The sequence below is a fragment of the Aquimarina agarilytica ZC1 genome, assembly GCF_000255455.1.
In the GTDB taxonomy this organism is placed as follows: Bacteria; Bacteroidota; Bacteroidia; order Flavobacteriales; family Flavobacteriaceae; genus Aquimarina; species Aquimarina agarilytica.
The window spans coordinates 66890-88783 of sequence record NZ_JH621249.1; the positions used below are offsets into that span (position 1 = coordinate 66890).

At 32.9% G+C, this 21894-nt stretch carries 19 protein-coding genes, 1 other RNA gene and 1 pseudogene; 11 read left to right on the forward strand and 10 right to left on the reverse strand.

The window, feature by feature from the left end; all coding sequences use genetic code 11:
• Positions 1-137 precede the first annotated feature (137 nt).
• Together KQA_RS0203190 and KQA_RS0203195 are read left to right on the forward strand one after the other, a co-directional pair.
• Positions 138-3017: a T9SS type A sorting domain-containing protein gene (locus KQA_RS0203190; protein ID WP_010178017.1), complete on the forward strand. Its 2880-nt coding sequence runs from the start codon at positions 138-140 to the stop codon at positions 3015-3017.
• Positions 3018-3259: 242 nt separating this feature from the next.
• Entirely contained in the window at positions 3260-3457 is a 198-nt protein-coding gene (locus KQA_RS0203195; protein ID WP_010178019.1) for a Lacal_2735 family protein, read from the forward strand.
• Here the strand turns inward: KQA_RS0203195 and pyrF are convergent.
• Positions 3454-4263, reverse strand: a complete 810-nt coding sequence (gene pyrF / locus KQA_RS0203200) for an orotidine-5'-phosphate decarboxylase (protein ID WP_010178020.1) — start codon at positions 4261-4263, stop codon at positions 3454-3456. The genes KQA_RS0203195 and pyrF overlap by 4 nt on opposite strands.
• A 125-nt stretch (positions 4264-4388) precedes the next feature.
• Between pyrF and KQA_RS0203205 the strand changes: the two genes are divergently transcribed.
• Entirely contained in the window at positions 4389-5057 is a 669-nt protein-coding gene (locus KQA_RS0203205) for a pirin family protein (RefSeq protein WP_010178021.1), read from the forward strand.
• Between the two features lie 382 nt (positions 5058-5439).
• On the opposite strand, the gene KQA_RS0203210 is transcribed toward KQA_RS0203205, so the two are convergent.
• The 5 genes from KQA_RS0203210 to KQA_RS0203230 all read right to left on the reverse strand — a co-directional run bounded on the left by KQA_RS0203210 (position 5440) and on the right by KQA_RS0203230 (position 11145).
• Positions 5440-6174: a glutamine amidotransferase-related protein gene (locus tag KQA_RS0203210; protein ID WP_010178023.1), complete on the reverse strand. Its 735-nt coding sequence runs from the start codon at positions 6172-6174 to the stop codon at positions 5440-5442.
• Positions 6175-6199: 25 nt separating this feature from the next.
• Positions 6200-7411 carry a hypothetical protein gene (locus tag KQA_RS0203215; RefSeq protein ID WP_010178025.1) on the reverse strand — a complete coding sequence of 404 codons (1212 nt, stop codon included), beginning with the start codon at positions 7409-7411 and terminating at the stop codon, positions 6200-6202.
• A 124-nt stretch (positions 7412-7535) separates the two neighbouring features.
• On the reverse strand, positions 7536-8471 hold the full coding sequence (locus KQA_RS0203220) for a diiron oxygenase (RefSeq protein ID WP_010178027.1): 936 nt from the start codon (positions 8469-8471) through the stop codon (positions 7536-7538).
• 722 nt (positions 8472-9193) lie between these two features.
• Complete coding sequence (locus tag KQA_RS0203225; protein WP_010178029.1) at positions 9194-9799, reverse strand: hypothetical protein; 606 nt, start codon at positions 9797-9799, stop codon at positions 9194-9196.
• 131 nt (positions 9800-9930) lie between these two features.
• Complete coding sequence (locus KQA_RS0203230; RefSeq protein WP_010178031.1) at positions 9931-11145, reverse strand: NAD(P)-dependent oxidoreductase; 1215 nt, start codon at positions 11143-11145, stop codon at positions 9931-9933.
• 135 nt (positions 11146-11280) lie between these two features.
• Between KQA_RS0203230 and ssrA the strand changes: the two genes are divergently transcribed.
• Positions 11281-11680: a transfer-messenger RNA gene (gene ssrA / locus KQA_RS19800) on the forward strand.
• 736 nt (positions 11681-12416) lie between these two features.
• Here the strand turns inward: ssrA and KQA_RS20975 are convergent.
• From KQA_RS20975 to KQA_RS0203250, 4 genes and pseudogenes are all read right to left on the reverse strand, one after another.
• Positions 12417-13247 (reverse strand): annotated as a pseudogene (locus KQA_RS20975) (recombinase family protein); the annotation flags it as partial.
• Between the two features lies 1 nt (position 13248).
• The gene (locus KQA_RS20160) at positions 13249-13422 is read right to left on the reverse strand and encodes a hypothetical protein (RefSeq protein ID WP_157366575.1); all 174 of its coding nucleotides are present in this window, start codon (positions 13420-13422) and stop codon (positions 13249-13251) included.
• A gap of 121 nt (positions 13423-13543) precedes the next feature.
• Positions 13544-13813: a hypothetical protein gene (locus KQA_RS0203245; RefSeq protein WP_010178035.1), complete on the reverse strand. Its 270-nt coding sequence runs from the start codon at positions 13811-13813 to the stop codon at positions 13544-13546.
• Positions 13814-13815: 2 nt separating this feature from the next.
• Positions 13816-14520 carry a hypothetical protein gene (locus KQA_RS0203250; protein ID WP_010178036.1) on the reverse strand — a complete coding sequence of 235 codons (705 nt, stop codon included), beginning with the start codon at positions 14518-14520 and terminating at the stop codon, positions 13816-13818.
• 184 nt (positions 14521-14704) lie between these two features.
• Here KQA_RS0203250 and KQA_RS0203255 point away from each other — a divergent pair, with 184 nt between their 5' ends.
• The 7 genes from KQA_RS0203255 to KQA_RS0203290 all read left to right on the forward strand — a co-directional run bounded on the left by KQA_RS0203255 (position 14705) and on the right by KQA_RS0203290 (position 21876).
• Positions 14705-14995, forward strand: a complete 291-nt coding sequence (locus tag KQA_RS0203255; RefSeq protein ID WP_010178037.1) for a hypothetical protein — start codon at positions 14705-14707, stop codon at positions 14993-14995.
• Between the two features lie 77 nt (positions 14996-15072).
• Positions 15073-16314, forward strand: coding sequence for a helix-turn-helix domain-containing protein (locus KQA_RS0203260; RefSeq protein WP_029209433.1), 1242 nt, complete (start codon positions 15073-15075; stop codon positions 16312-16314).
• Positions 16315-16317: 3 nt separating this feature from the next.
• Positions 16318-16803: a hypothetical protein gene (locus KQA_RS0203265; protein WP_010178040.1), complete on the forward strand. Its 486-nt coding sequence runs from the start codon at positions 16318-16320 to the stop codon at positions 16801-16803.
• Complete coding sequence (locus tag KQA_RS0203270) at positions 16803-17078, forward strand: hypothetical protein (RefSeq protein ID WP_010178042.1); 276 nt, start codon at positions 16803-16805, stop codon at positions 17076-17078. The genes KQA_RS0203265 and KQA_RS0203270 overlap by 1 nt, the downstream gene beginning before the upstream one ends.
• 134 nt (positions 17079-17212) lie before the next feature.
• The gene (locus KQA_RS0203275; RefSeq protein ID WP_040396040.1) at positions 17213-18232 is read left to right on the forward strand and encodes a glycosyltransferase family protein; all 1020 of its coding nucleotides are present in this window, start codon (positions 17213-17215) and stop codon (positions 18230-18232) included.
• A gap of 3 nt (positions 18233-18235) precedes the next feature.
• Positions 18236-18823: a hypothetical protein gene (locus KQA_RS0203280; protein WP_010178046.1), complete on the forward strand. Its 588-nt coding sequence runs from the start codon at positions 18236-18238 to the stop codon at positions 18821-18823.
• Between the two features lie 440 nt (positions 18824-19263).
• On the forward strand, positions 19264-21876 hold the full coding sequence (locus KQA_RS0203290; protein ID WP_029209434.1) for an N-6 DNA methylase: 2613 nt from the start codon (positions 19264-19266) through the stop codon (positions 21874-21876).
• Positions 21877-21894: the final 18 nt, after the last annotated feature.

The following is a 21894-nucleotide window of genomic DNA, read 5'->3' on the forward strand; positions in this document are numbered from 1 at the left end:
TAATAAATCGTAATGTTATCTAAATAAAGGGGTGAAAAACAATTTATTGTGTTTGGTTAACGTTAATTTTTTTAATGATTAAAGGATCTTATTTATATCTAAACAATAAACTTAACAACACGATTAACACTATATCAATGAAAAAATTACTCTTATCTGTGGGGATGTTACTCACTTACCTTTCTACTTTTTCACAAGGATTGGAAGCTACTGCTAAAAACAAGATGGAAGAGCTGAAAGCATTAATAACCCAAGCAAATTCACAAGGGATTAATACTCGAAAAGAAGAAATGAGCATTCGTGTAGCTGAGGTGTATTTATTTTATGCTAATTGGGATGAGAAAAATTTAAAGGAGGTAGAAGCTGATTTTGAAGGACAGTTACCTGTAATTCCTTTAGACAGAAATGCGAATCAATTTGCTAAAGATATTCCTGATTATCAACGAAACGAAGTTATAGCGATGCTAGATGAGCGCATAGTAGTTTTAGGCGATCTTATTAATAACAAAGGAAAAAGACCCGAGTCAACTGCAATTATATGGGATCAATTAGCTATTCAAGGAAATCGTATTGTTCAAAACGGAAAGCCAATTTTTGGTAATGAGTGGACATTTAAACCAAATAAAGCAGGAAATTTAAATTTAACAGCATATTTTGGTAACCTAGGAGGCTATTTTTATGATCTACATCTTTTAGAAGAAAAACCCGATGGAAGTATTGAATTAAATAATGGACAAAAAAATGCCTTAAAAAATTTGAAAACAGGTACGTTTGGAGCTCCTTTTTTAGGAGGGAATAGGTTAGCTCCATTTATTACCCAAAAGTATCCAGATATCACAGATGGACATGCTGAATTTACCGGGTATGATATTGATCATCCGCAAACAAAACCATTATTAAAAGCTTTATTCGAAGGTTATGTACCTACATTTAAAGGGAAGAACATGAGCAAATTGGGGTATTTATTGGCAAATGAGCCACATTGGAATACTGCAGGAAGTTGGGATATTGTTGAAATAACAAAATACACTCATGCTAAATTTGTGACCTGGTTGCAAAAAAAGCATGGGAATATTGCTACTCTAAATAATTTATGGAATACATCATTTGCAAATTTTAAGGACGCTTCAAATAGTGTTACAACTCCAGTACCATCAAATATTCAAGGGAATCCAAAGTGGTATGATTTTATGCGCTTTAATCAAGAAAGAGTGATCGAGTATTTTAAGTTTATGAATGATGAGATTAAACGACTAGATAATGAAGCTAAAACACATATTAAATTAATACCATTTCAATGGAGTAATGATGACCGAGGGAGTGGTTTGGATTTTGAAGCATTAATGGAAATGTCCGATGTGATAGGACATGATGCCCACATGGATGGTTCCAGAAGATTTGGTGAAAAACCATGGCAAAAGCGTTATAAGCTTGATTGGACACATTTAACCATGGCGTTTGATTTTTTCCATTCAATTAAGCCTAATGCTATAAATTATAATTCAGAAGCTCATATGTTATTTAATGTGCGTTTTCGCGAAGCTTTCCTAAGGCCAGAATATGCAAGAGCTTCTCAATGGTTAGCCACTATGCATGGGTTGGATATGACTACAAATTGGGTGTGGACAAGGAGAGAAGATGGTTCGTACAGAAAAGGGACTAGAAATGCAACTACGGTAGGACAACAACCCAGAGTATTATTTGAGGTACATTCCACTATGATGGATATAAATAGTTACGGACAGGAAATTACTGAATTGCAGGAAGTAGAAAATCCAGTACGTATTTTTTATTCCGAAACATCAGCTATAAACAAACCTAATCATATGACTAATTTGAAGGATTTTTATGAAAGTCTTTATTTTGAAGGGTATCGATTGGGATTTGTGACTAAAAATATTATTGAAAAACAAAATCATAATAACTGGGAGTTTATTGTAGTAAAAGATACCGAGTTTGTACTGGAAAGTGAATTAGATGCTTTACAGGATTATTTGAATAATGGAGGGACTATTTTGTTAGATAATGTGAGTCTTAAAAAAAATGAATATGGACAAAATCATTCAAAATCACTTACCGCTGGAGCTGGAACTATTATTCCTATTAGTACGGCAAATGTTAAACAATCAATATTAACGCAAGCAGAATCAAAAGGCCATAAGCCTTTAATAAAAGTTACAGAAGTTAATAAGCAAGCGGTAAACTTCAAAGGAGTCGCACAACATTCTGTACGAACAACAACGGGTAAAAATGTGATATCATTAGTTAATTTAGGGGTAACAACAGCTACATTAAATTTAGCAATGAACGGAATTGAAGGTGATGATCTGGTTATTTATGATTTGTTAAAGGGCATAACTATTAAAAATGGTTTCGAATTAGCGCCAGAAAATGTTCTTTTTTTAGAGGTAAGTAACTCCAATCCTGAAAGCCTTGAATTAAATGCTTCCGCAGATTGTATTAAACCTTCGGGAGCGGGAAGTATCAAGTTAGATTATAAAACTAATACAACGAGAGATATCAATATTGATATTCAAGATTTATTGGATTTTAAAATTGTAGGTAAGGCTAAACAAACTGTAAATGGTGAGGATAGCGTAGTAATTAATTTTGACGCGAATGAAACTTTACGTGTAGGTGAAGAGTACCGATTAAATATTTATATGACCGAAGAAGGGAAAGGTTTTGCATCGACAGTCACAGATATTAAAAACGGAGTAAAAGTTACGGTTGAGACAGATTGCGTAAATACATTGAGTGCTAATGATTTCGAATTAACTATTGGAAAAGTTAATATATACCCAAACCCTTTTACAGATGTATTAACCATTGATGTGCCTAAAAAGAAATTGACATATCAAATTTTTGATTTGAAAGGTCAACGTTTTGAGGAAGGAGTGTTAAATGAAGAACAAACAAAGGTGAATCTGGAAAACTTAGCCCCTGGGGTTTATTTTATAGCATTAAAACAAAAAGAGACTTCTCTTGAAAAAGTAATTAAAATTGTAAAACAGTAACCAAAAATAATAGTGTATTCCATTTAAAAAACCTTGCCAGCTACCGGTAATGTAGAAGGAAACACACTTTATATTGTAAACTATTAATAAGCAACTTTTAAAGCGATAAATGCCATGTATTTCAATTAAAATACATGGCATTCTTATATTACTAAATCGTATTACAAAAACTTTAACACTACTTTTTGTCGATTAAGGGATGTTTTAACAATTGAAAATCAAATTATTGTATAATTTTAGGTATGCAAATTTATAATTTCAAAAATAGCAAACAATTAATGAGTCGTTATAAAGAACTCATGGAAGAAGCATATAATCTTAAACAGACAGATGCAGCCCTAAGTGATTATGACTATTTTGAAGCTATAAAAATTCGCAGGTGTTTGGAACTCCAATACCGATTACGTTTTAAAAAACCTTCTTTGGATTTATTAGATTAAAGGTAGGTTGCCATTTCTTGTTGCAATTTTTCAGCAGCTTTAGCTGCTTGGGAAGCAAAATCATTATCATTTGATGCATAAATAATTCCTCGAGACGAATTAACAAGTAACCCCACTTGATCATTTAATCCATATTTACATACATCAGCCAAACTTCCGCCTTGAGCGCCAACACCAGGGACTAATAAAAAGTTATTAGGAATTATTTTTCTAATTTCAGCAAAATATTCGGCCTTAGTAGCACCTACCACATACATTAAATTTTGAGCATTTTCCCAATTTTTTGAAGTTTCTAAAACATGTTTATAAAGTTCTACATCATTAATTTTTTGAGTTTGAAAGTCAAAAGCACCTTTGTTTGATGTAAGTGCTAGCATAATGGTGTGTTTATCTTTAAATGCTAAAAAAGGTTCAACCGAATCTTTACCCATATAAGGAGCTACAGTAACAGAATCAAATGATAAGTCATTAAAAAAAGCTTTAGCATACATGGTTGAAGTATTACCGATATCGCCGCGTTTGGCATCGGCAATGGTATAAATTTCGGGGTGTACAGCGTTTAAATATTCAATTGTTTTTTGAAGGGATTTCCATCCTTTCATACCATAAGCTTCGTAAAATGCGGTATTTGGTTTATAACTAACAGCAAAGTGGTGTGTGGCATCAATAATCGCTTTATTAAATGCAAAAATAGGATCTGGATCTCCTAATAAATATGGAGGAATTTTGTCTAAATCGACATCTAATCCTATACATAAAAATGATTTTTTCCTTTTAATTTCTGCAATTAGCGATGCTGTTGTCATAGTTTATTTTTATTTGTTTGCAAAGATAGTTTCTTTTAAGCGTTGCTTAAAATCCTTTTTTTATTCTGTAATTAGTTCTTAATAAAGCAGACTATTTTACTAAAGTTAATCATAATAAAGGGAATATGCCACTTCAAAAACTTAACAGGAATAGTATAGAGACCGGAGGTTTCCATGGAATACAGCAAAAAAGATTAATAGTACACCCCAAATATGGTCCAGGAATGGGGGTAAGACTTGGTACTTGGCCGGGAATAGGTAATTTAATTTATTTAGCAGATTCATGGTTTGGAACGGGTATTGCCACCGGAATGCATCCACATAAATTTATTGACGTATTAACTTTTGTAGTGGAAGGGGAGTTAAGCCATGAAGGCTCTTTAGAACATGGAGTGAATTTGAAGGCCTTGGATTTTCAGGTACAAAAATCAGGAAAAGAGGGCTTTGCTCATAACGAAGTAAATAAAGGAACTTTAACAACCAGAATGTTACAATTATGGTTGATTCCTGAAAAAGAAGAAGCAACAGCAAGTTTTAGAGTGCGTGTAGCCGAAAAGGGCAAAATAACTAAGGTTTATGGTAATGAAGATGGGAATTCAACACAAATAGAAGTGGGGCATTTACTTCATGAACAATCTTATGTTAGCCCTAAAAACAGCTTGATTTATGTAGCTTCTGGAGCTATTGAAGTGGAAGGAGAGTTAATTGGAGAGGGCGTGTTGTTTGAAGCTAATAGGAGTAAAATAGTAAGTTTAAAGGATAGTATATTTATTATAGCTTACAATGTGACTTAAAGAGAATAAATGCTTTTAGCTTCTAAAAATAGGACAAAGAGCTCTTGGCAGTTAGCTTTTAGCTCTTGACTTTTTATATATTTATTAAATAGCTAATAGCAAAAATGGATGTTTAAAAAGATGGTGACTTTCAGTCATAACCAAAACTAAGGTACTTTCAGTCCATAGTGGTTCATTAATTTAGTTAAAAACCCAGATTATGCATTAAAAAATCTATTTCATCTATGATCTAATGTAAATACTAACCTAAATTATATTTTTTTAATTTCACCATATCGATGCTATGCTAAAATTAAGAAAGTACTAGTTTTATTATATATCACAGACTTATAAAGAAGTTTTAACGCGTAATCTGGGTTAAAGGTTTGAAGAAAAGTTAAAACTAAACAACAATACTTTCAGATGCATGTAATTTGATCAAATTTTCAATGAAAAGAGTGAGTATTGAGTTCATTTCTTCAAAATTGTAATTTTCAATTTGATCGGCAGTTTGCACATAAGTTTTATTTTTTAGTGTTTCAAGTTCTTTTGTGGAATTAAGAATAAGAGTTTTAATAGATTCTGATGTAAATTCTAAGTGACATTGAAATCCATAGACAAATTCGCCATATTTTATAATTTGATTAGGACAACCTTTGCTGTAGGCTATTACCTCAGAAGTATCAGTAAGATTAGCCATATCCCCATGCCAATGCCCCACATTTAGTGTGTTAGGTAAATGACTAAACAATTTATTTTTTTTTCCAGATTCAGTTTTGCATATTTCAAAAATTCCTATTTCAGTATTTGGACTAGATAATACTGGTGCTCCTAGACTTTGACCTATCATTTGTGCACCTAAGCATATACCGATAACAATTTTATTTTCATCAATACATTTTTTTATCAATGCCATTTCCGCTTTTGAATCAAAATATGGACAGTCTTGTATGGTAGTATTAGGGCTTTGTGGTCCTCCCATAACAACAAGCATGTCTAGTTCGTCTGTCGTATTAGGTAATTTATCACCTTTGTATAACTTTGAATATAAAACTTTATAACCTTTACTTATTGCCCATGATTCTAAAATCCCCGGCCCTTCAAAATATTCGTGTATTATAAAATGAATAGTTATCATTTGTTTTTATTTTAATTAATAAGAATTAAGAAGCTTTATTAGAGTTGTAGTTGAATAATTCAATATTAACTTTTTCATTTTGGATTGACGCGTTATGTTCAATAAGGCTATTACAATAAATATTATCAATGTAATTTACAAGATCTTTTTTGTTGCTAAATTCATCGCCAATCAATTCATATATATTCCAAAATCTTTTTTCAAATTCATTGTAAATTAAAGGGGTGCAAACAACTATGTTAAAAGATTTAATGGAAGGTGAATTGATTGATAATGTAGGTTTTAAGCAAACTTTAGAATTTTTTAATTCAAAATTAAAATCTAAAGATTCTGTAGTTACCAAAAATTTATAATTGTTATATTTTAATAGTGTTTTTAAGTTGAAAATCTGTTCTTGTAATTCTTTTTTTGTTAGTGATAAGCCTAAATACTTTGGATTTTTAATATAATTTTCTAATGATACTTGATCAACAATTTGATAATGATTATAATTGTTTATATGACTCTCCCAGTTGTTGATTAATTTGGATCTATTTTTGAAAACCTTTTCAATTTGAAGTTTAGTTGCTTTTTTTGATTTATAATAGCGTTCTATAAAAGACTTTGGAATAGTAATTAAAGGAAGATGTGAATTTACAGCAAAAATATCGCCTTTATAAAGTTCGTAAGTATCACTATAAAAAGTAGTTTCTAAATTTTTATTCTGTAATGAAATTGTTTTTATTTTTTTACTTTTTATATATGGAGTCCACTCATAATTATTTGTAATCCCTAATTGAGCAAAAAAAGGTTTTTGATTATCAATTATTATTGATGCAAGCCAATTGGAATCTATATATAAGACTTTATTATCTTTACTAATATCATTATTATCTTGTATATCGTTAGCTTGATTAGATAGTAGTATGGCAAAATCCAAATTGTAATTTTCAATATGCTTTTTAAGCGAATAATTCAAATTGTTTTCATTTAGTGTGGAAGTACAAATGACACCTATTTTTGTGTTTATAGGTTTTAAAAGAGTGAAATGAGCATTATTATTATCTTCAAATATTAAATTATCAACAGCAAGTCTATTGTTGATTTCGGAAACTATAGTTAACCAGTGAAAAAAAGTTTTTATAATTTCATTAGCATCTTTTTTGTATAATGTAATCAAATGTTTTTCTCCTAATTTTGGCGTAGCAATTAATGACAAAATTATTTCTTTGAGATTTTTTGAAGTTTCTGTGTTCATAGTGTTTGTTGTTAGAGTTGTTAGTGTTTTATTATCATTCCATAATTGTGTCATGTACAGAACAATGGCTGAGTTGGGTAGTTTTAATAGTTGAAAATATTTAGTGAAAGTGAAATAAAAGTTGTCATACTTTCATTAACTTATGACTATTAAAAGAATGTTCAATTTCTTCAATTTCAAAAAGATTACATTTTTTTAGCATTCTTTTAGTGGGTAATATTGATTTTCTAACTCCTTCAATAACATTTTCAGAGCTTAATAAATCATTTATAATTTCAGAAGATTCTTTAACAGTGAAAAACTTTAAAAGTATTTGCTCTAATTCATGAGCATCTGGATATAAAAAGGCAAGAATCATTTTTGGTAAAAGAGCTCCAATTTTAGCTTGAAAATCTTTTGGCATTTTGGGCCAAAGAATTTCAAAAAAGTTTTTGAAATAGGCATGATGTTTGCCCTCATCAGTTGCATGATCTAATGCAAATTCTCTAATACCTTTTTGCACAGTTTTATCATGAGGTAATCCGGTGAGAGTTCCTGTTATTAAAGTTTCAGATATAATGACAAAGAAAATCTTAATCATTTGTTCTAATTCCTTAGGCTGGCTCAAAATCAATTCATCTAATTCTTTAATAAATTTAGGTTCCAACCTCATTGATTTTATATCCGTATGTTCTTCTATTTTTGAAATTAAAGCAAAAGCCATTTCAGCATGAGCCCCTTCATCAACATATATTTTGAGAGCATCATCTTTCATTTCACTAGAAAGCCATGGTAAAAAAGAAGGCATTCTTATTAAATTACATACCTCGTTTACAGGGCCTAACTCGAGCCAAACCGTAAATTCTAAATAATTGTAAAGTTCGTAAACAAGTAGTTTTTGTATTTCCTCTTCGGGTAAATTAAATACTTTTGGGTGTTTCAAAAGTATTGATTGTTCTCTTGAATAAAAATCTAATCCTTTTTCAAAGTCAATTAAAGTTGGATGGTCTTTTATTTTTACTACAGCGGTATCTTGCCATTTTTTAAACCTTGAAATGTATTCAGTTGTGGGTCTTTTCATATTTGAATAATTTTAATATTGAGTATTTAATTTATGTGGTATGGATGTAGACCTTTGGAAATTATAAAGCTTACAGTACTTTTTTGTAGGATAGGATCTTTAACTTATATAATATCAAATAATTACAATAAATTAACAGCCTATTAAGTAAGTTTAAGATTTAAAAATAATAGATAAATAGTTGTCTTAAAGCTATTTACGATAGTTTTTTGTTATGAATAAGTTTTTGTATAGTGACAGAATTATAAATAATACTTTAAGTATTATTTTGTATTTATTTAACATTAATAAAATTAATTTAACTGTTTAATTCGTTGTAATAAAGTTAGTTATCTAACATTTGTAAGATGTTTTAGTCTACTGAAACACAGATGTATTTGTGGTTTTGTACAGAAACTAAATTTTGGTTTAACCCGAATTATGCATTGAAACTTTGTCATGAGGCTGTGATATACAATAAATACTAGTGTTTTCTTAATTTCAGCATAGCACCGTTATGGTTAAATTAAAAAATACAGTTTACGATAGTATTTGAAGTAGATCGCAGACGTAATAGATTTTTTAATGCATAATTCGGGTTTAACAAGATACCTGTTTAGTATAGTAGTATTTATGGTTACATTATTAGAATTACAGTATAAGTTTGTTTAATACATTCTAATTTAAAATGAAGAACACCTTGTTATGCTAGAGTAATGTTTATGCTATGGTTAGCATTCAAACTAATTAAATGAGTTTATTTTAGTTGTAATTTCAGCTATTTTTACATGGCCAAACCAAGAATGAAGTATTTCATTATCATTATTAAATAAAGTAAAAGTGGGCGTGCCACGAAATTGATTAGTCGTAAAAGTGAGTGATACTTCGGGTAGTTTTACTAAATAGTTTTTTACTTTTTTTAAAAAAAGATCTTGATCATAATTAGACCAGATAGAAAAATTAGGATTTAGTAGGCATATTTTTTCTGTTATTTCATCTATTTGAGATGATTCCATTTTTTTATCCATTGCAATTGGAAATTCTGGTTGAATTTGTAATTTATCATATCCATATTCAGCCAGAGCATGTTTGGTGTGACCTACAAGTGTTCCTTCATTAACTAAATCAATAGTGTTTTTAGTTGTATTCACATCAAAATCTTCGAAGGCAGTAGAAAGGGCAAGAAAACCTAAATCATTATTATACTTTTTGTATAGTTTATTAAAAGTTGGTAAGGCATATAAAAAACAACCCGGACAGTTTACTTGAAAGTTAAGTAGTAAATTAAGTTTTTTAGGTTCAAAATCTCCTTGAATTTTTTCACCTACATATAAATGTAAAGGTGTCATAGCTAATTTTATTAATTATACGTAATTCTTATCAGTAAATCGTATTAGTCGTAAAAAATAATAATCTAAGACTGTTTGATGATCATATTGTGTTAAAAATGTAAAAAAATAGTTTAGTATGAGTTGAATGATTAGAAAGAAAAAGATTTTGATAAAACGAAATCTTCCAAATACTGATACTTTTTAGTAAAGTCACCATTTTTGAAAACACAAGCTTTTTCTAAAATTGGGTGATTTGGATTATTTATAAGTAGGGGAAGGATTCTTGAAGCAAATTGATTTCCAAACTCAATACTACTATATTCAGGTAACTCACACGGAAGATTATCCACAGCCATAATGGCTATACTATTGGGAGTATTGTAATTGGTTTCCTTACCTGTTAGTTTATCATACCCATAAATTGGATTTTTTGGTGTTGCTACTTTTATACAAGTAGGTATGGGGTGATCTAGATCACATGAAATATCTGCAATAGTATTTATTTTAAAATCAGGTTGATTGGTTTGCTTTTGAGTAAAAAGCATTGGCATGCCTTGGTGGTAATAATGACCAGCTATAAATAGATCTGCATGTTGCGTAAATTTACTGAAGGTACTTTTGTAGTTATAAGGGTGTTTTATGAAATCATTTATACAAAACTCCTGAGTGTTATAATGCTCTAAATAATCCGACTTACGCAATTGAACGAATGTAGGGAAATTGTAGGTTGTATTCAAAAACTCGGTTGGCGTTAATTGTTTTATTCCTATGCTTTTTAAAAACTGAGCGGTAGCATTTCCTACATTTCCAGTTCCAGTAACTACAATTTTTATAGCTGGAATAACATGTTTAGCAATCTCGTTTTTGAGATGCTCAATACTCGTAAAATGATGTGGTTTTGGCAGTGTAAATAAGGTATTTTTTAAGCCATAGGTACGTAAAGCATGATAGGCACCTATATTACCCGCACTTTTTCCAAAGGCTACTAAACGTCTGTTAGCATCATCAGTCAAATTTTCATGATCGTAAAAGGTGATTTTTTTTTCGGTCAAGCCTTGTAAATATTCTTTGTTATGAGCTTGCATTTTGGTGGTATGCGAAAAAAAGAAATAGGTTTTATGTGGAATTAAATTTTTCAGAGGTACTTCTTTTATACCCAGAAAAACATCAGCATCATTACTATTTTTAGTAACAACAAAACCAAGTTTAGCATAAGCAGCATCGGGAAAACAGCGAGTAGCAGAGCTTTCAATAATAAATTGATGTTGAGGGTAACAATCTGCTATTTTTTTTAATTGTAAGGGAGAAAATAATACACGAGCTTCGTGTATTGATTTATGTTCCTTAATGAGGGCAAACTTCAAAATGGTATAATATTTGTAAAAATTTTACGGGCGCAAAGATATTACAATTATATTTGCAACCCGAATTTGATATTTTTTATATTCTAATTTGGTACAAATTAGTAAATACATATTGTTGTTTTTACTGATACAAATGGGGTCGACTGGTTTTGACAGCGAGACCAATTGGATTGTAAGCACGCCGAGCTATGATGTTCATGCTCGTAAATATCGATGTCACTTTTTTAAACGGCGAGAATAACTACGCCCTAGCTGCATAATCTGAATCATAGTAGGATAATGCCTCGGTCTACTAGGTAGACAAGCAGGATACTCTTCAAAAGCCTTGGTTTACGGCGTTTGGTTTTTGAGTATCGTAAAAGTAAACATAGAAATAGTAGAGTCTTGATACTATTTTGAAGCTTAATTAAGAATAAGGAATGCGTTGGTTGTTTTTGACCGGCAAGTTCACGAAAATCGAAACAAAAACTAAGCGTGTAGAAAGCAGTCATAATTGCTTGTTTGGACGAGGGTTCGAATCCCTCCGACTCCACTTCAAGAGAATTATCATAATTTTTATGGTAATTCTCTTTTTTGTTTCCGCCCATATTGCCCGATATACTTGCGATTGCAGAGAAAATGGAGTTTACTCTAAAAGTTCGAACTCGGTGATTTTTGAAGTCATAGTAAATTCCCTCGGGGAACACCATATATTGCAATGCTCTTTTTGTTTCGATATTACCAGACTCCCATAGTGACGGGAGATTCAAAGCATAATCTAAAGCTTTATCGACTGCCTTTCTAAGGTTCGAACTATTAAATTTGAAGTTTAGTTTTTTACTTTCAAATTCCCGTTTTTCCAGCTCTAACTTCTGTTTAAATTTATCATATTGAGGTTTAGTTATCTCTTCAAAAACGAATCGCTCTTCCAATCGTTCCAAACGCTTCTGAAGGTTTTCAATATCAGCTTCTACACGTTTAGCATCTTCTATACTTTCAGAATTTAACTCGATAAATTTGTCTGTAATGATTTCCTTCAATGGCTCTACAAGCTTTTCATCTCTTAGCTTGTAGTCATTTAAAAAATCTATAAATGTCTGGTGTAGTTTTTTAGCACTTCTATTTTCTTTACTACCCTTTCTTCTATTTTTATAATAATACAGGTTTTTAGAACGCACTAGATAACCTGTATACGGCGTTTTACATTCAAGTGATTTGATAAACGATTTTAACGGCAAATGTTCATCTTCTGAGTTGTAAACTCTGTTATCTGGTCTTGTATAAAGAATGTTGTTAATCTTTAAAAACAACTCTTGATTTACCAGAGGTTGTTGTTTACCAATCACTATCTCGTCAGGAAGTAATGGACTAATTATTAACCCGCAATAGAAAGGGTTTCTCAGATATTTACTAAAACTCTTTTCAGTTATTTTAAGTCCTTTCTTTTTAAACTTCCTCACGATTTCAGAATTGGCCAAACCAAGATTTGCTTTCATAAGAAAAGCCTTCTTCAATAATTTACCTTGCTCGTTAATTATGTATTCAGGAGTTTTTCCATTACCAGGATTTAAGTTGGTATAACCGAAAGGCAATGGACCAATGTAATACCCTTTTCTTATTTTTTCTTTCATACCAGAAACACACTTGTCCCTTCTCAATTCATTGTCAAACTGAGAGAACATATAATAGAGATTCTGTTGAAAAGACCCAGCACTTGTAGAAGTATCTACTTCCTGTGTTGCAGATAATGTTACAATGCCTTGCTTTTTGAGCTGGTCACTTATATAAGCTCCATTGGCTCCCGTTCTTGAAAATCGGTCGTAAGAATACACAATAATATAACCAATATCTTTTCGCCTTTTTACAAAGGTTAGCATTTTTTGGAATTGCTTTCGTTCATCGCTTTTTGCAGACTCATAAGTACCTCCAAAATACTCTGACACTTCAATTCCTTTCTTAAGTGCTAGTTCCTTACAGTACTTAAGTTGTGTTTCTAAACTAGCGTTATTCTCTGCCTGTTCTTTTGTAGATACCCTAGTATAAATAACCGCTTTCCCGTCTGTTTTGAACTGAATGGATTTGCTTGGTTTTGCAAACTGTTTAAAGACTGATAAATCTTTCATATTAACTTGTATTCATAAAATGTATGCAAACTACCTCTGCAAGCATTTCTAATTCTTTAACTATTTTCTTTGACTCTTCTTCCGAAATATCCTCAAATCCAACAAAGGATTTTAACCACTCGTCGTTGTACTTTTCTTCTTTTACTTTTTGCTTAACAGCAATTGTTTTTGACATTTTGATTTCCTAATCAATTGCTCCATTATTTATGGTTGCAATCAAATCTGAAATAATGACCCTTATGGTCTTCTGGTTTAGCTTTAAAGCTTTTAATCACTAAACCTCTTGATGTCTTGGTTTATTTAACCTTTGTTTTTATGGTACGATTTATAAATACTACGCGACCATCATTCTGTTTTATTTCGATATTCTGATAGTTGTGTTCTTTCAATATATCTACTATTCTTGTTCGCTCCTCAATACGCTCTGTTCCTTCTATCATATCAATGCGCCCATTGCGTTTGGTAATCTTTAAAGATTGAAATGTTTGAAGGCGCAACATTTCAATTACCTGTCTCTCTTCTTCAGATAGCGAAGCAAGCTCTTTTGGTTGTAAATCTTGCTTCATAATCAATTACTATTTTTCTTTTCTAGTAATTGTCTTAGTAAATCGATTTCTCGCTTCATCGCTTCATCTAATTTCTGACGTGTTTCAATAAGTTGTTTATCCAATAATTCAAGTTTTTCTTCAAAATACTTCCGCATATCTTGCATTTCAAGCGATTTTGCTTCAAACAGTTTTTCAAACTTTTTAGTCGCTTGTTTACTTTCTACTTGTATGGACGATATAATTTGAAGAAATTTTTCAACTCGGTCTTTATCCATCTGAGAGATAAAGTTGTTAATCATTGTATTAACTTCTACTACCTCCACGAGGGTATTCTTTGAACCTGCAGCAGCAGTATTAATTCCTTTAATTTCACCTTTACCAGCGTGAATATTTGTAGTATTTGCTCCAGAACTATTTATACCGTTTCCCGAAACAGTCACATTCATTATGGTATTTGGCTTGTAATGTAAAGGTTTATCATCGGCATAAAAGTAATTCATATCTACATTGAATGCTTTTGCAAATTTGATTAGTGCAATGTGAGGAATATGCTTATTGCGCCCTCTTACCGCCGAAACAATACTTCTATTATTTGGATAGACAGCTTTTCCAATAGCGCTATCATTTGCTGGTTTTATACCTAATTCAGTATTTATAGCAATAACTTCATCTACGGCTTCTATAAACTTGTTATCAATATTATCTAATAGGGGATTTTCTTTCATTATTTTAAAGTGTTGTCTCTAAATTGGTTAGTTATTATTTATTAATCGGATGTAAAATTTGATATCAATAATTAGTATTTGAATAGCAATATTATATATATTTGGCATCACAAACAACTAAAATGATGTTTATTTTTATAATTAAATCATAAAATGATGTCAATTATTTTACAAAACTTTTACAATGTATTTACAGTCAGAAATTAAAACCGTACTCCTAAAGATGGAAAAGCTATACGACAGCCCCATTACTTTACTAACCAAAACCTCTGGACTATCACGACCTACAGTGTCCAAGTTCTTTAATAAGCAAATCATTAAACCTAGTAGCGTAGAAACGCTTTACGAACTTTGTCTTGACCTTATAGAAGCTAAAGAGAAAAAGCGACAAACCTCCTTAAGAAGAGAGCAGAGTCTTTTTAAGGAATCTCAACGTGAGCCCAATAAAAAATCGCAGACCACATTAAATCTGTAAACCCAATGCTATAACAGCAAGCAAGACATACCACTTCACTGACAGTATTTTACTGAGGTGTGGTTATCTCTTACTAAATGTCCATAATACACTACGCTACTGCATTTAATGCTTTAGATACTTATGTAGAAAACTACAACAGCAACACAAACTCCCTGTCCAAACAAGTGCGACAGGCTATGATTCTTACAACTCGTGAAATCATTAAGATATACTCGCTTTCTCTTCTCAAAGCGAATAGTATTTCATCTGTAGATTTACAAAATCTCCCTCCTTTAAGAACAAATAATGTTCAACTGGCTAAAAAAGCAAATGCCAGCATAAGAACCATTCAAAGACATATATCTCGCTTAAGAGAAGCCAATATCATTACTGCAAAAAAGTGGCGTGGTTCTAAAGCAGATTATGAGCTTTCCATCAATCCAAACATCCTGTTAGTAACTGGAAAACAAGTTGTGGATAAAGCAAAAAGTACGCTAAAAGAACCTCAAAATTTAAACACTGAAAATCAACACCTTAAAGAAACACAAACGCCAACTTGTCCTCATACAGATACTAGTAACAATGGTTACATAAATAATATAATAATAGCGGTTGATAAGTTGAAAAGAACAACGAGTTCGTTACCTCTCACAAAGCTTCAGCGGTCACGCAACGCTACTAGTAACACCTTGACAGGATACACAGGGAAAATAGCCCCTAAAAAAAATGATGATGCAGGGGAAATAGTGCGGAACAAACGAGTCACAGAGCAAACTGGCGCCGAAATTTCGGAAGCCGATGTGGCTCGTTCCGCCTCCCTATCTGTGTATGTAAAAAGTCTATGGAAACTTGCTCGAAATACACTTTACAAAAACCACTATCTCACACAGAGTCAAGAAAAAAGAGCTTTGGAACTATTACGACTTTGGTACGAACCTGTTTCGGATAAAACGCTATCAAAAGTGCATCAAGTCTATGTGGAACGTATCGCAATCGTGGAGAAATACATTGCCAAAGATTCCGAAAGGAGATTTGTACAACTGCCTCATCAATACTTTGACCCTAAAAACCCTAGCGGATTTACAGGTACTCGCAAATGGTATTACAACCAGAAAAAGCGGGAACTTGAAGTACAACAAAAGCTCATTCTACACGCCCAAATAAGGCGCTTTCTTAACAACGAGAAGAAAGATACCGCAAAACAAAAGCCTCGCCTTGAACTCTATAAAGCGTGCGAAACACGTATTGGAAAACTTGGGCAACCAGAACTCATAAAGGCTTTTCAAGCGGCAGTACTAGACCACAGCACACACTCATTTTTACAATTCAATACTTAATAAATGAAAAACAAAACGAAACAAAATAGCACCATAAAGGCAAAACTCAAGGGTGCGTTAACCGATTTGTCCGTAGATATTTTTGGTTATGAAAAAATGGTATCAAAAAATATCATCAAAAGAACCACCTACATCTCAAATCGTATTCGCATTCCTAAAGAGCGATTGTTTATACGTCTATTTCAGGCAGAGCATCAAATAAAGTCCCTGCTATACGACAATGACAAACCATTGAGCTCAATCCCTACAGAAGACTTAACCTATTTCTTTCTGGATGAGCAGACTGCTGCTTTAGGAAGCATCAAAAATAAAATTGCTTTTAGCATTAAGCAGTATTTAAAAGATTTCGCAGAAGCAAACCGCATTGATGACCACAGCGTGCGCATCTGGATACACGTAAAAGACGAAAAAGTACACGTTAGAGCCTTTCAAAATGAAGAGTTCATCAAGCAAATCCCACTTAATTCACTTATAAAATATTTCAAATAATGACACAGAAAAAAGGATGGAAACTAGGACAAGACTCCTACACAAAAATGATTGTATGGTTCAAAGATGGAAACGTACGCACAATGTACTCCATAGATTGGAAACATAAATTGTCTAAAACACGTAGTAAAGAAACAGGACTAGAGCGCTTTCGTAAAAAGATAAAACAGTACGGACCACTTGCTGGCACCATTGAAATTTATGACAAAGCAACTGGACAACGTATTGCAAAATATTATGAAGGCATACAGAAAGAACTTCCAAATATTATATAATGAGAACAATAAGAGAACTCCAAGCACGATTACATTTAAGCAATAAATTTCAAGAGAAATATAATATTGAGCCAGATGACAAAATCCACATACTTTATGTAAGCCCTACGCTCAACGCCACAGGGTATTATAGAATGATAGCTCCAGCTTTAGAGATTAACAAGACTGACACCCATAAGGCTATTATTACGGGTATTGAAAGCAACGACTTTTCCAGAAAACTATCTGACTTTGTTAGTGTACTCGACGAACAATTAATTACCTGGGCAGATTATATCATCTTCCCAGCACTTTTTAGTGATGTTAGCTACCTGTTACAGGCTATAAAAACCCTTAACCCACAGGTACAATTAGTTATGGATGTAGACAGAAACTACTTTGCTTTTCCTATTTCAATTCCGCTTTCGCGAAAGCTAAACACAGAAAAACTAAAGCGCTTTGAAACCAATTTAGGTTTAATGGATATGGCGACAGTAGCCAATAAACCTTTCCAGAAATTTTTACAAAAATTGACAGCCGACCGCTTACCAGAATCAAATGTCATAGTTGAGTTTTCACCTAGCTTAACCTCCCGATTTGGCTACGAAGAAATGCCTCCTCTTATAAAGAACGATTCAGAAAAAATACGAATAGGAATCATAAAACCGACAGAAGAAGATTTACTATCTCATAAGGAAGTACTTTTAAAAACACGTGCAACTTTAAAGAAGAACATTCAATTTGTATGCCTTGGAAAGCCCCATTCTTCTAAGGAAGGAGATATGCTTCTTAAAGAGATTGATTGTGAATTACACGATACCGTTTCCTTCACAGACTACTTTGAAAAGCTAAATAACCTTCGGCTTGATATTGCTTTGCTACCTGCTAAAGAAGGGCTTTTTAATAAACATCAGAATACGCAACTTTTTATAGAGCTATCTGTATTTGGCGTACCTACAATTACTTCAATTCATCATTCAGCAAAATCCATCCTTATAGAAGGTGAGACAGGATTACTGGCTAGCGAAACACCAGAATGGATTGAAAATATTGAGCTTATGGTAAAAGACTCAGAAACCAGAACTCGTTTAGGTAGAAATGCGCTTAAATGGGCTTGGAGATTTCAAAGTTATAATACCAAAAACTTAGAGCTACTAACAGAAATATTCATATAAATTATGCGTAAACTCATCTTGAATGAAGCTTTTGGTATTATAGCACTTACTGTTTTATTGATACCACAAATAGCACATACCATTTATGTTTTCAAAATTAATAGTCAGTACACAGACCCTTGGTTTGGTTGGTGCTATGCGATAGGAATAGATTTGGCAATATTAATATTCACGGTAAAAGGATGGACTCGCACCGCTTACGCTTATTTTGCTGGTACGCTAGCTCATAATTTAGTCTATCAATTCTACCCAGAAAGTATGTGGAGCTCCGTTTTAATATGCATAATGCTCTCTGCAACAATCTTTAGTTTTAGTCACTTATTTTACCACAAAGACAAAGCGGTGGAGCACAATGATACCGCAAGACAACCGCAAGCTAGCGCAGAGGCTTTGCGCATAACCACAGCGATAAAAGCGGGTATATACTTTGAAGCGCATCCCTATTTGTGCCCTGAATGCAAACAGTCGTTTGCTAGCACTAAGAAACTTAATGGTCATATAAGTGGTCACAAGCAAAAGGATATGTGGTTTGCAGATGACTATGGTAATTGGGAAGAAGAAAATACAAAACGTGCAGAACTATGCGCTTAAGGAAAGTAAGATAAAAGTAATTATTAGAAATAGAGTAAATCCTAAGATTTCAAACCAACTGAAAAGTCTAAATTTTTTAGGAGACCAAATGAGCGCCATAAAACAGGAAAGATTATAACGCAAACTGCGTTCTATTTTTTGTATTATGGTTCTCTTGTTTCTCATATTTTTTTGCTTTAACTAATTTCACACTAAAACATATCCAACAATAATAACTATTACAATAGTATCATCAAGTATATTACTTTTTATTCTACCCATAAATTCAAAACCCTTACTATCCCTACCATTACCTATTTCCAATTAATTTTAAAATAATCCCAACGTACCAAGGTACATTTCTGTTAAGTCAATTCAGAGTCTCATAAAATTATATTTATCCTGAATCACTATTAAAAACTATCTCCTAAAGAGAGGAGTTTTTAAGATGAAGGACAAAGATGGAGCTATCGATTACAGAAAATAAAAAGAAAAAAGGCATAGAACTTTCCTTTAGCGAAGAGCTACCTCAAAAGCTTGCGACTTTCCTAAAGGAACTAGGCTTTAAGGAAGCATTACGCAATCCACTAAAATGGTATGCAGATGCGCATCCTGCGTATCAAAAATTTGCTACTTCCTTAAGTGAGGTGCTTTCAAATAATGGTGATTGGGAAACGGTTAATATCTATCATTCTTTTAAGCCCTCTTTAGAAAATATAGATGCCAATAAGTTTAGTGTCATTACCATCTACTTTCAAGGAACTGAAAAAGCGCAACAGCAAGATTATGTTCTGTTTGATTCTTACAAAAAAGTTGCTCTAGAAATTGCCACCCATTTTGCAATGATTCAATATGGCGATGCACTTAAACATATTGAGGTTTATCCACGAAACTATAAGCGAAAGGCTCGTGAGCTTTTTAAAGAAGGTAAAATAATTCAACGCGTTCCGCAAGAAGAAATTGAAAGTATAAAAGAAGGTTTGCCTTTAGAAAAAGATAATGTAGTTACTACGGAAGAAAACAAACCAGAAACAGCCAAACCAAAAGCTAATCTTTTGAGAGAAACTACAGTCTCCGTAATTGAAACACTTGAAGAACTAGAAAAAAACCTAGAAGGCGAAGCCGAAACAATCATAGCCACAACAATCAATGATTTAGAAGAAGCCCTAGAACAAACACGTGAACTTCCTTTTAAAAATCACCTAAACAAAGCCGTCCTAATTTTCAAAGATTGGGTTAACGACCTAGATGCGGACACCAGATTAATAGCAACCGTAGCAATGAGTAAGTTAACCCAGCTTTTGGATGGTGCACCAATTGATTCCGATAACAGCAAGGACGAAAGCCTCGTAACCGTTAAGGATATTTTCAATCGAGACAACATCATTCCTAATGTGCTTGTCCCTTCTCAAGCTGGAGAGCCTTTTCAATCTGGCGGACTTAATATTGGCGATGGCAATTTCTTAAAATTTAAGTTTCCGCAACTATACAAAATCAATGATGACACGCTTTCTCAAGTTTCTCCATTGGCCTTATTCCAATTATCGCAAATGGCACATCCCAAAGATTACGGAATGTTTGTAAACCGTAGTGCATTACTTAGAGAATGGGAATCTCGTGGTCGTGAAGCATTTGAAACATTGGGCTTTCCAACAGATTTAGATTATCCCTATGTAAACATTCATACAGGTTATAAAAGTGTATCAACATTAGCATCGGAAATAGGCGCTTATGATGACAGACACCAATGGTGGTCTGCGGTAGAACATTCCAGACCAGTAGCCGATTTAGAAAAAGGAATTATCATCATCGATGACCTTTTACTGAAGCTGGTAGAACAGCAAACGGAATACATTAATCCTAAAACCAACAAACCCAAAACTGATAAAAAATCAAAAGAAGCTTTTAATGATATTGAATGGGAAATCAATCGTTTGGAACGTTCCAAACGAGTCATCGTTGATTATTTAGAAAACCATAAATCAAAATCGCCTGTTCCGACTATTCCAGAACCCAAACCATCTAAGCAAAAAGAAGTTCCAAACGACTATCTCGATAAAGTCATTGCTATTATGCATATTGCTTTCACGAAAGCGGAACGTCTATCTAAAAAGAAAATTGAAAAGCTTAAAGAAGAAACCAATGCACCCACTATGGGCGCACTTTGGGAAGCGGTGGAACTCAGTTGGCTTTTATGGTACAAAATGCTATACAAAGAACCGATTTCTTTTGAACTACGACTTAAAAAGATGGTTCAATTCTGGAATAATGTGCAACCGACTTATGCCTATTCTGACAGTAGTAAAGAACTGTACAAACAATATTCTACACCTTGCCCTATTGGAGCCATCGTCGCACAATACACAGGAATGGATAAAGCCGAATTCATCTTTGAACCAAGTGCTGGGAATGGTTTATTACTCGTCGGAGCAAACCCAAGAATAACGCACGTTAACGAAATTGACAAAAGCCGAAAGCAATCATTGGAATACCAAGGTTTTGGTAGAATAACCTCTGAAAATGCAGCAGAGCCATTTCCAGAAATGATGCATAAAGTTCACGACGTTGTAGTGACTAATCCGCCCTTTGCGAGTTGGGATGATACGAAGTTTGATAAGGAACGTATCATTCAAAAGTATTTCCACAAACATCGCGGATTGGCTAATCATATCCGTCTTGAGCATTTAATGGCTGGACTTGCATTGTACACAATGAAAGACGATGGTAAGGCTGCCATTATCATTATGGGACACGTCTATTTTGGCGACGATGGACTCTTTGCCAAATACCGTCCGTTTTTCAATTGGTTGTACCGTCACTATAAAGTAGATGACATCATCAATATGAACAGCTACAAGTTGTACAACAAGCAAGGCGCTGTTACCAAAACGATGCTCATTCTCATCGGCGGTCGCAAAGCCACACCTGCAGGAGTTGCACCTAACAAAAGCGAACAACCGCATCTTGAAGATATGGTCGAGACTTTTGAAGACCTGTGGATGCGAACCAAATCGCATATTAAGCCCAATATAGACACTATCATTCAACAGCTAAAAACTGCACAAACACAATGATTTATTTCAACAATCAAT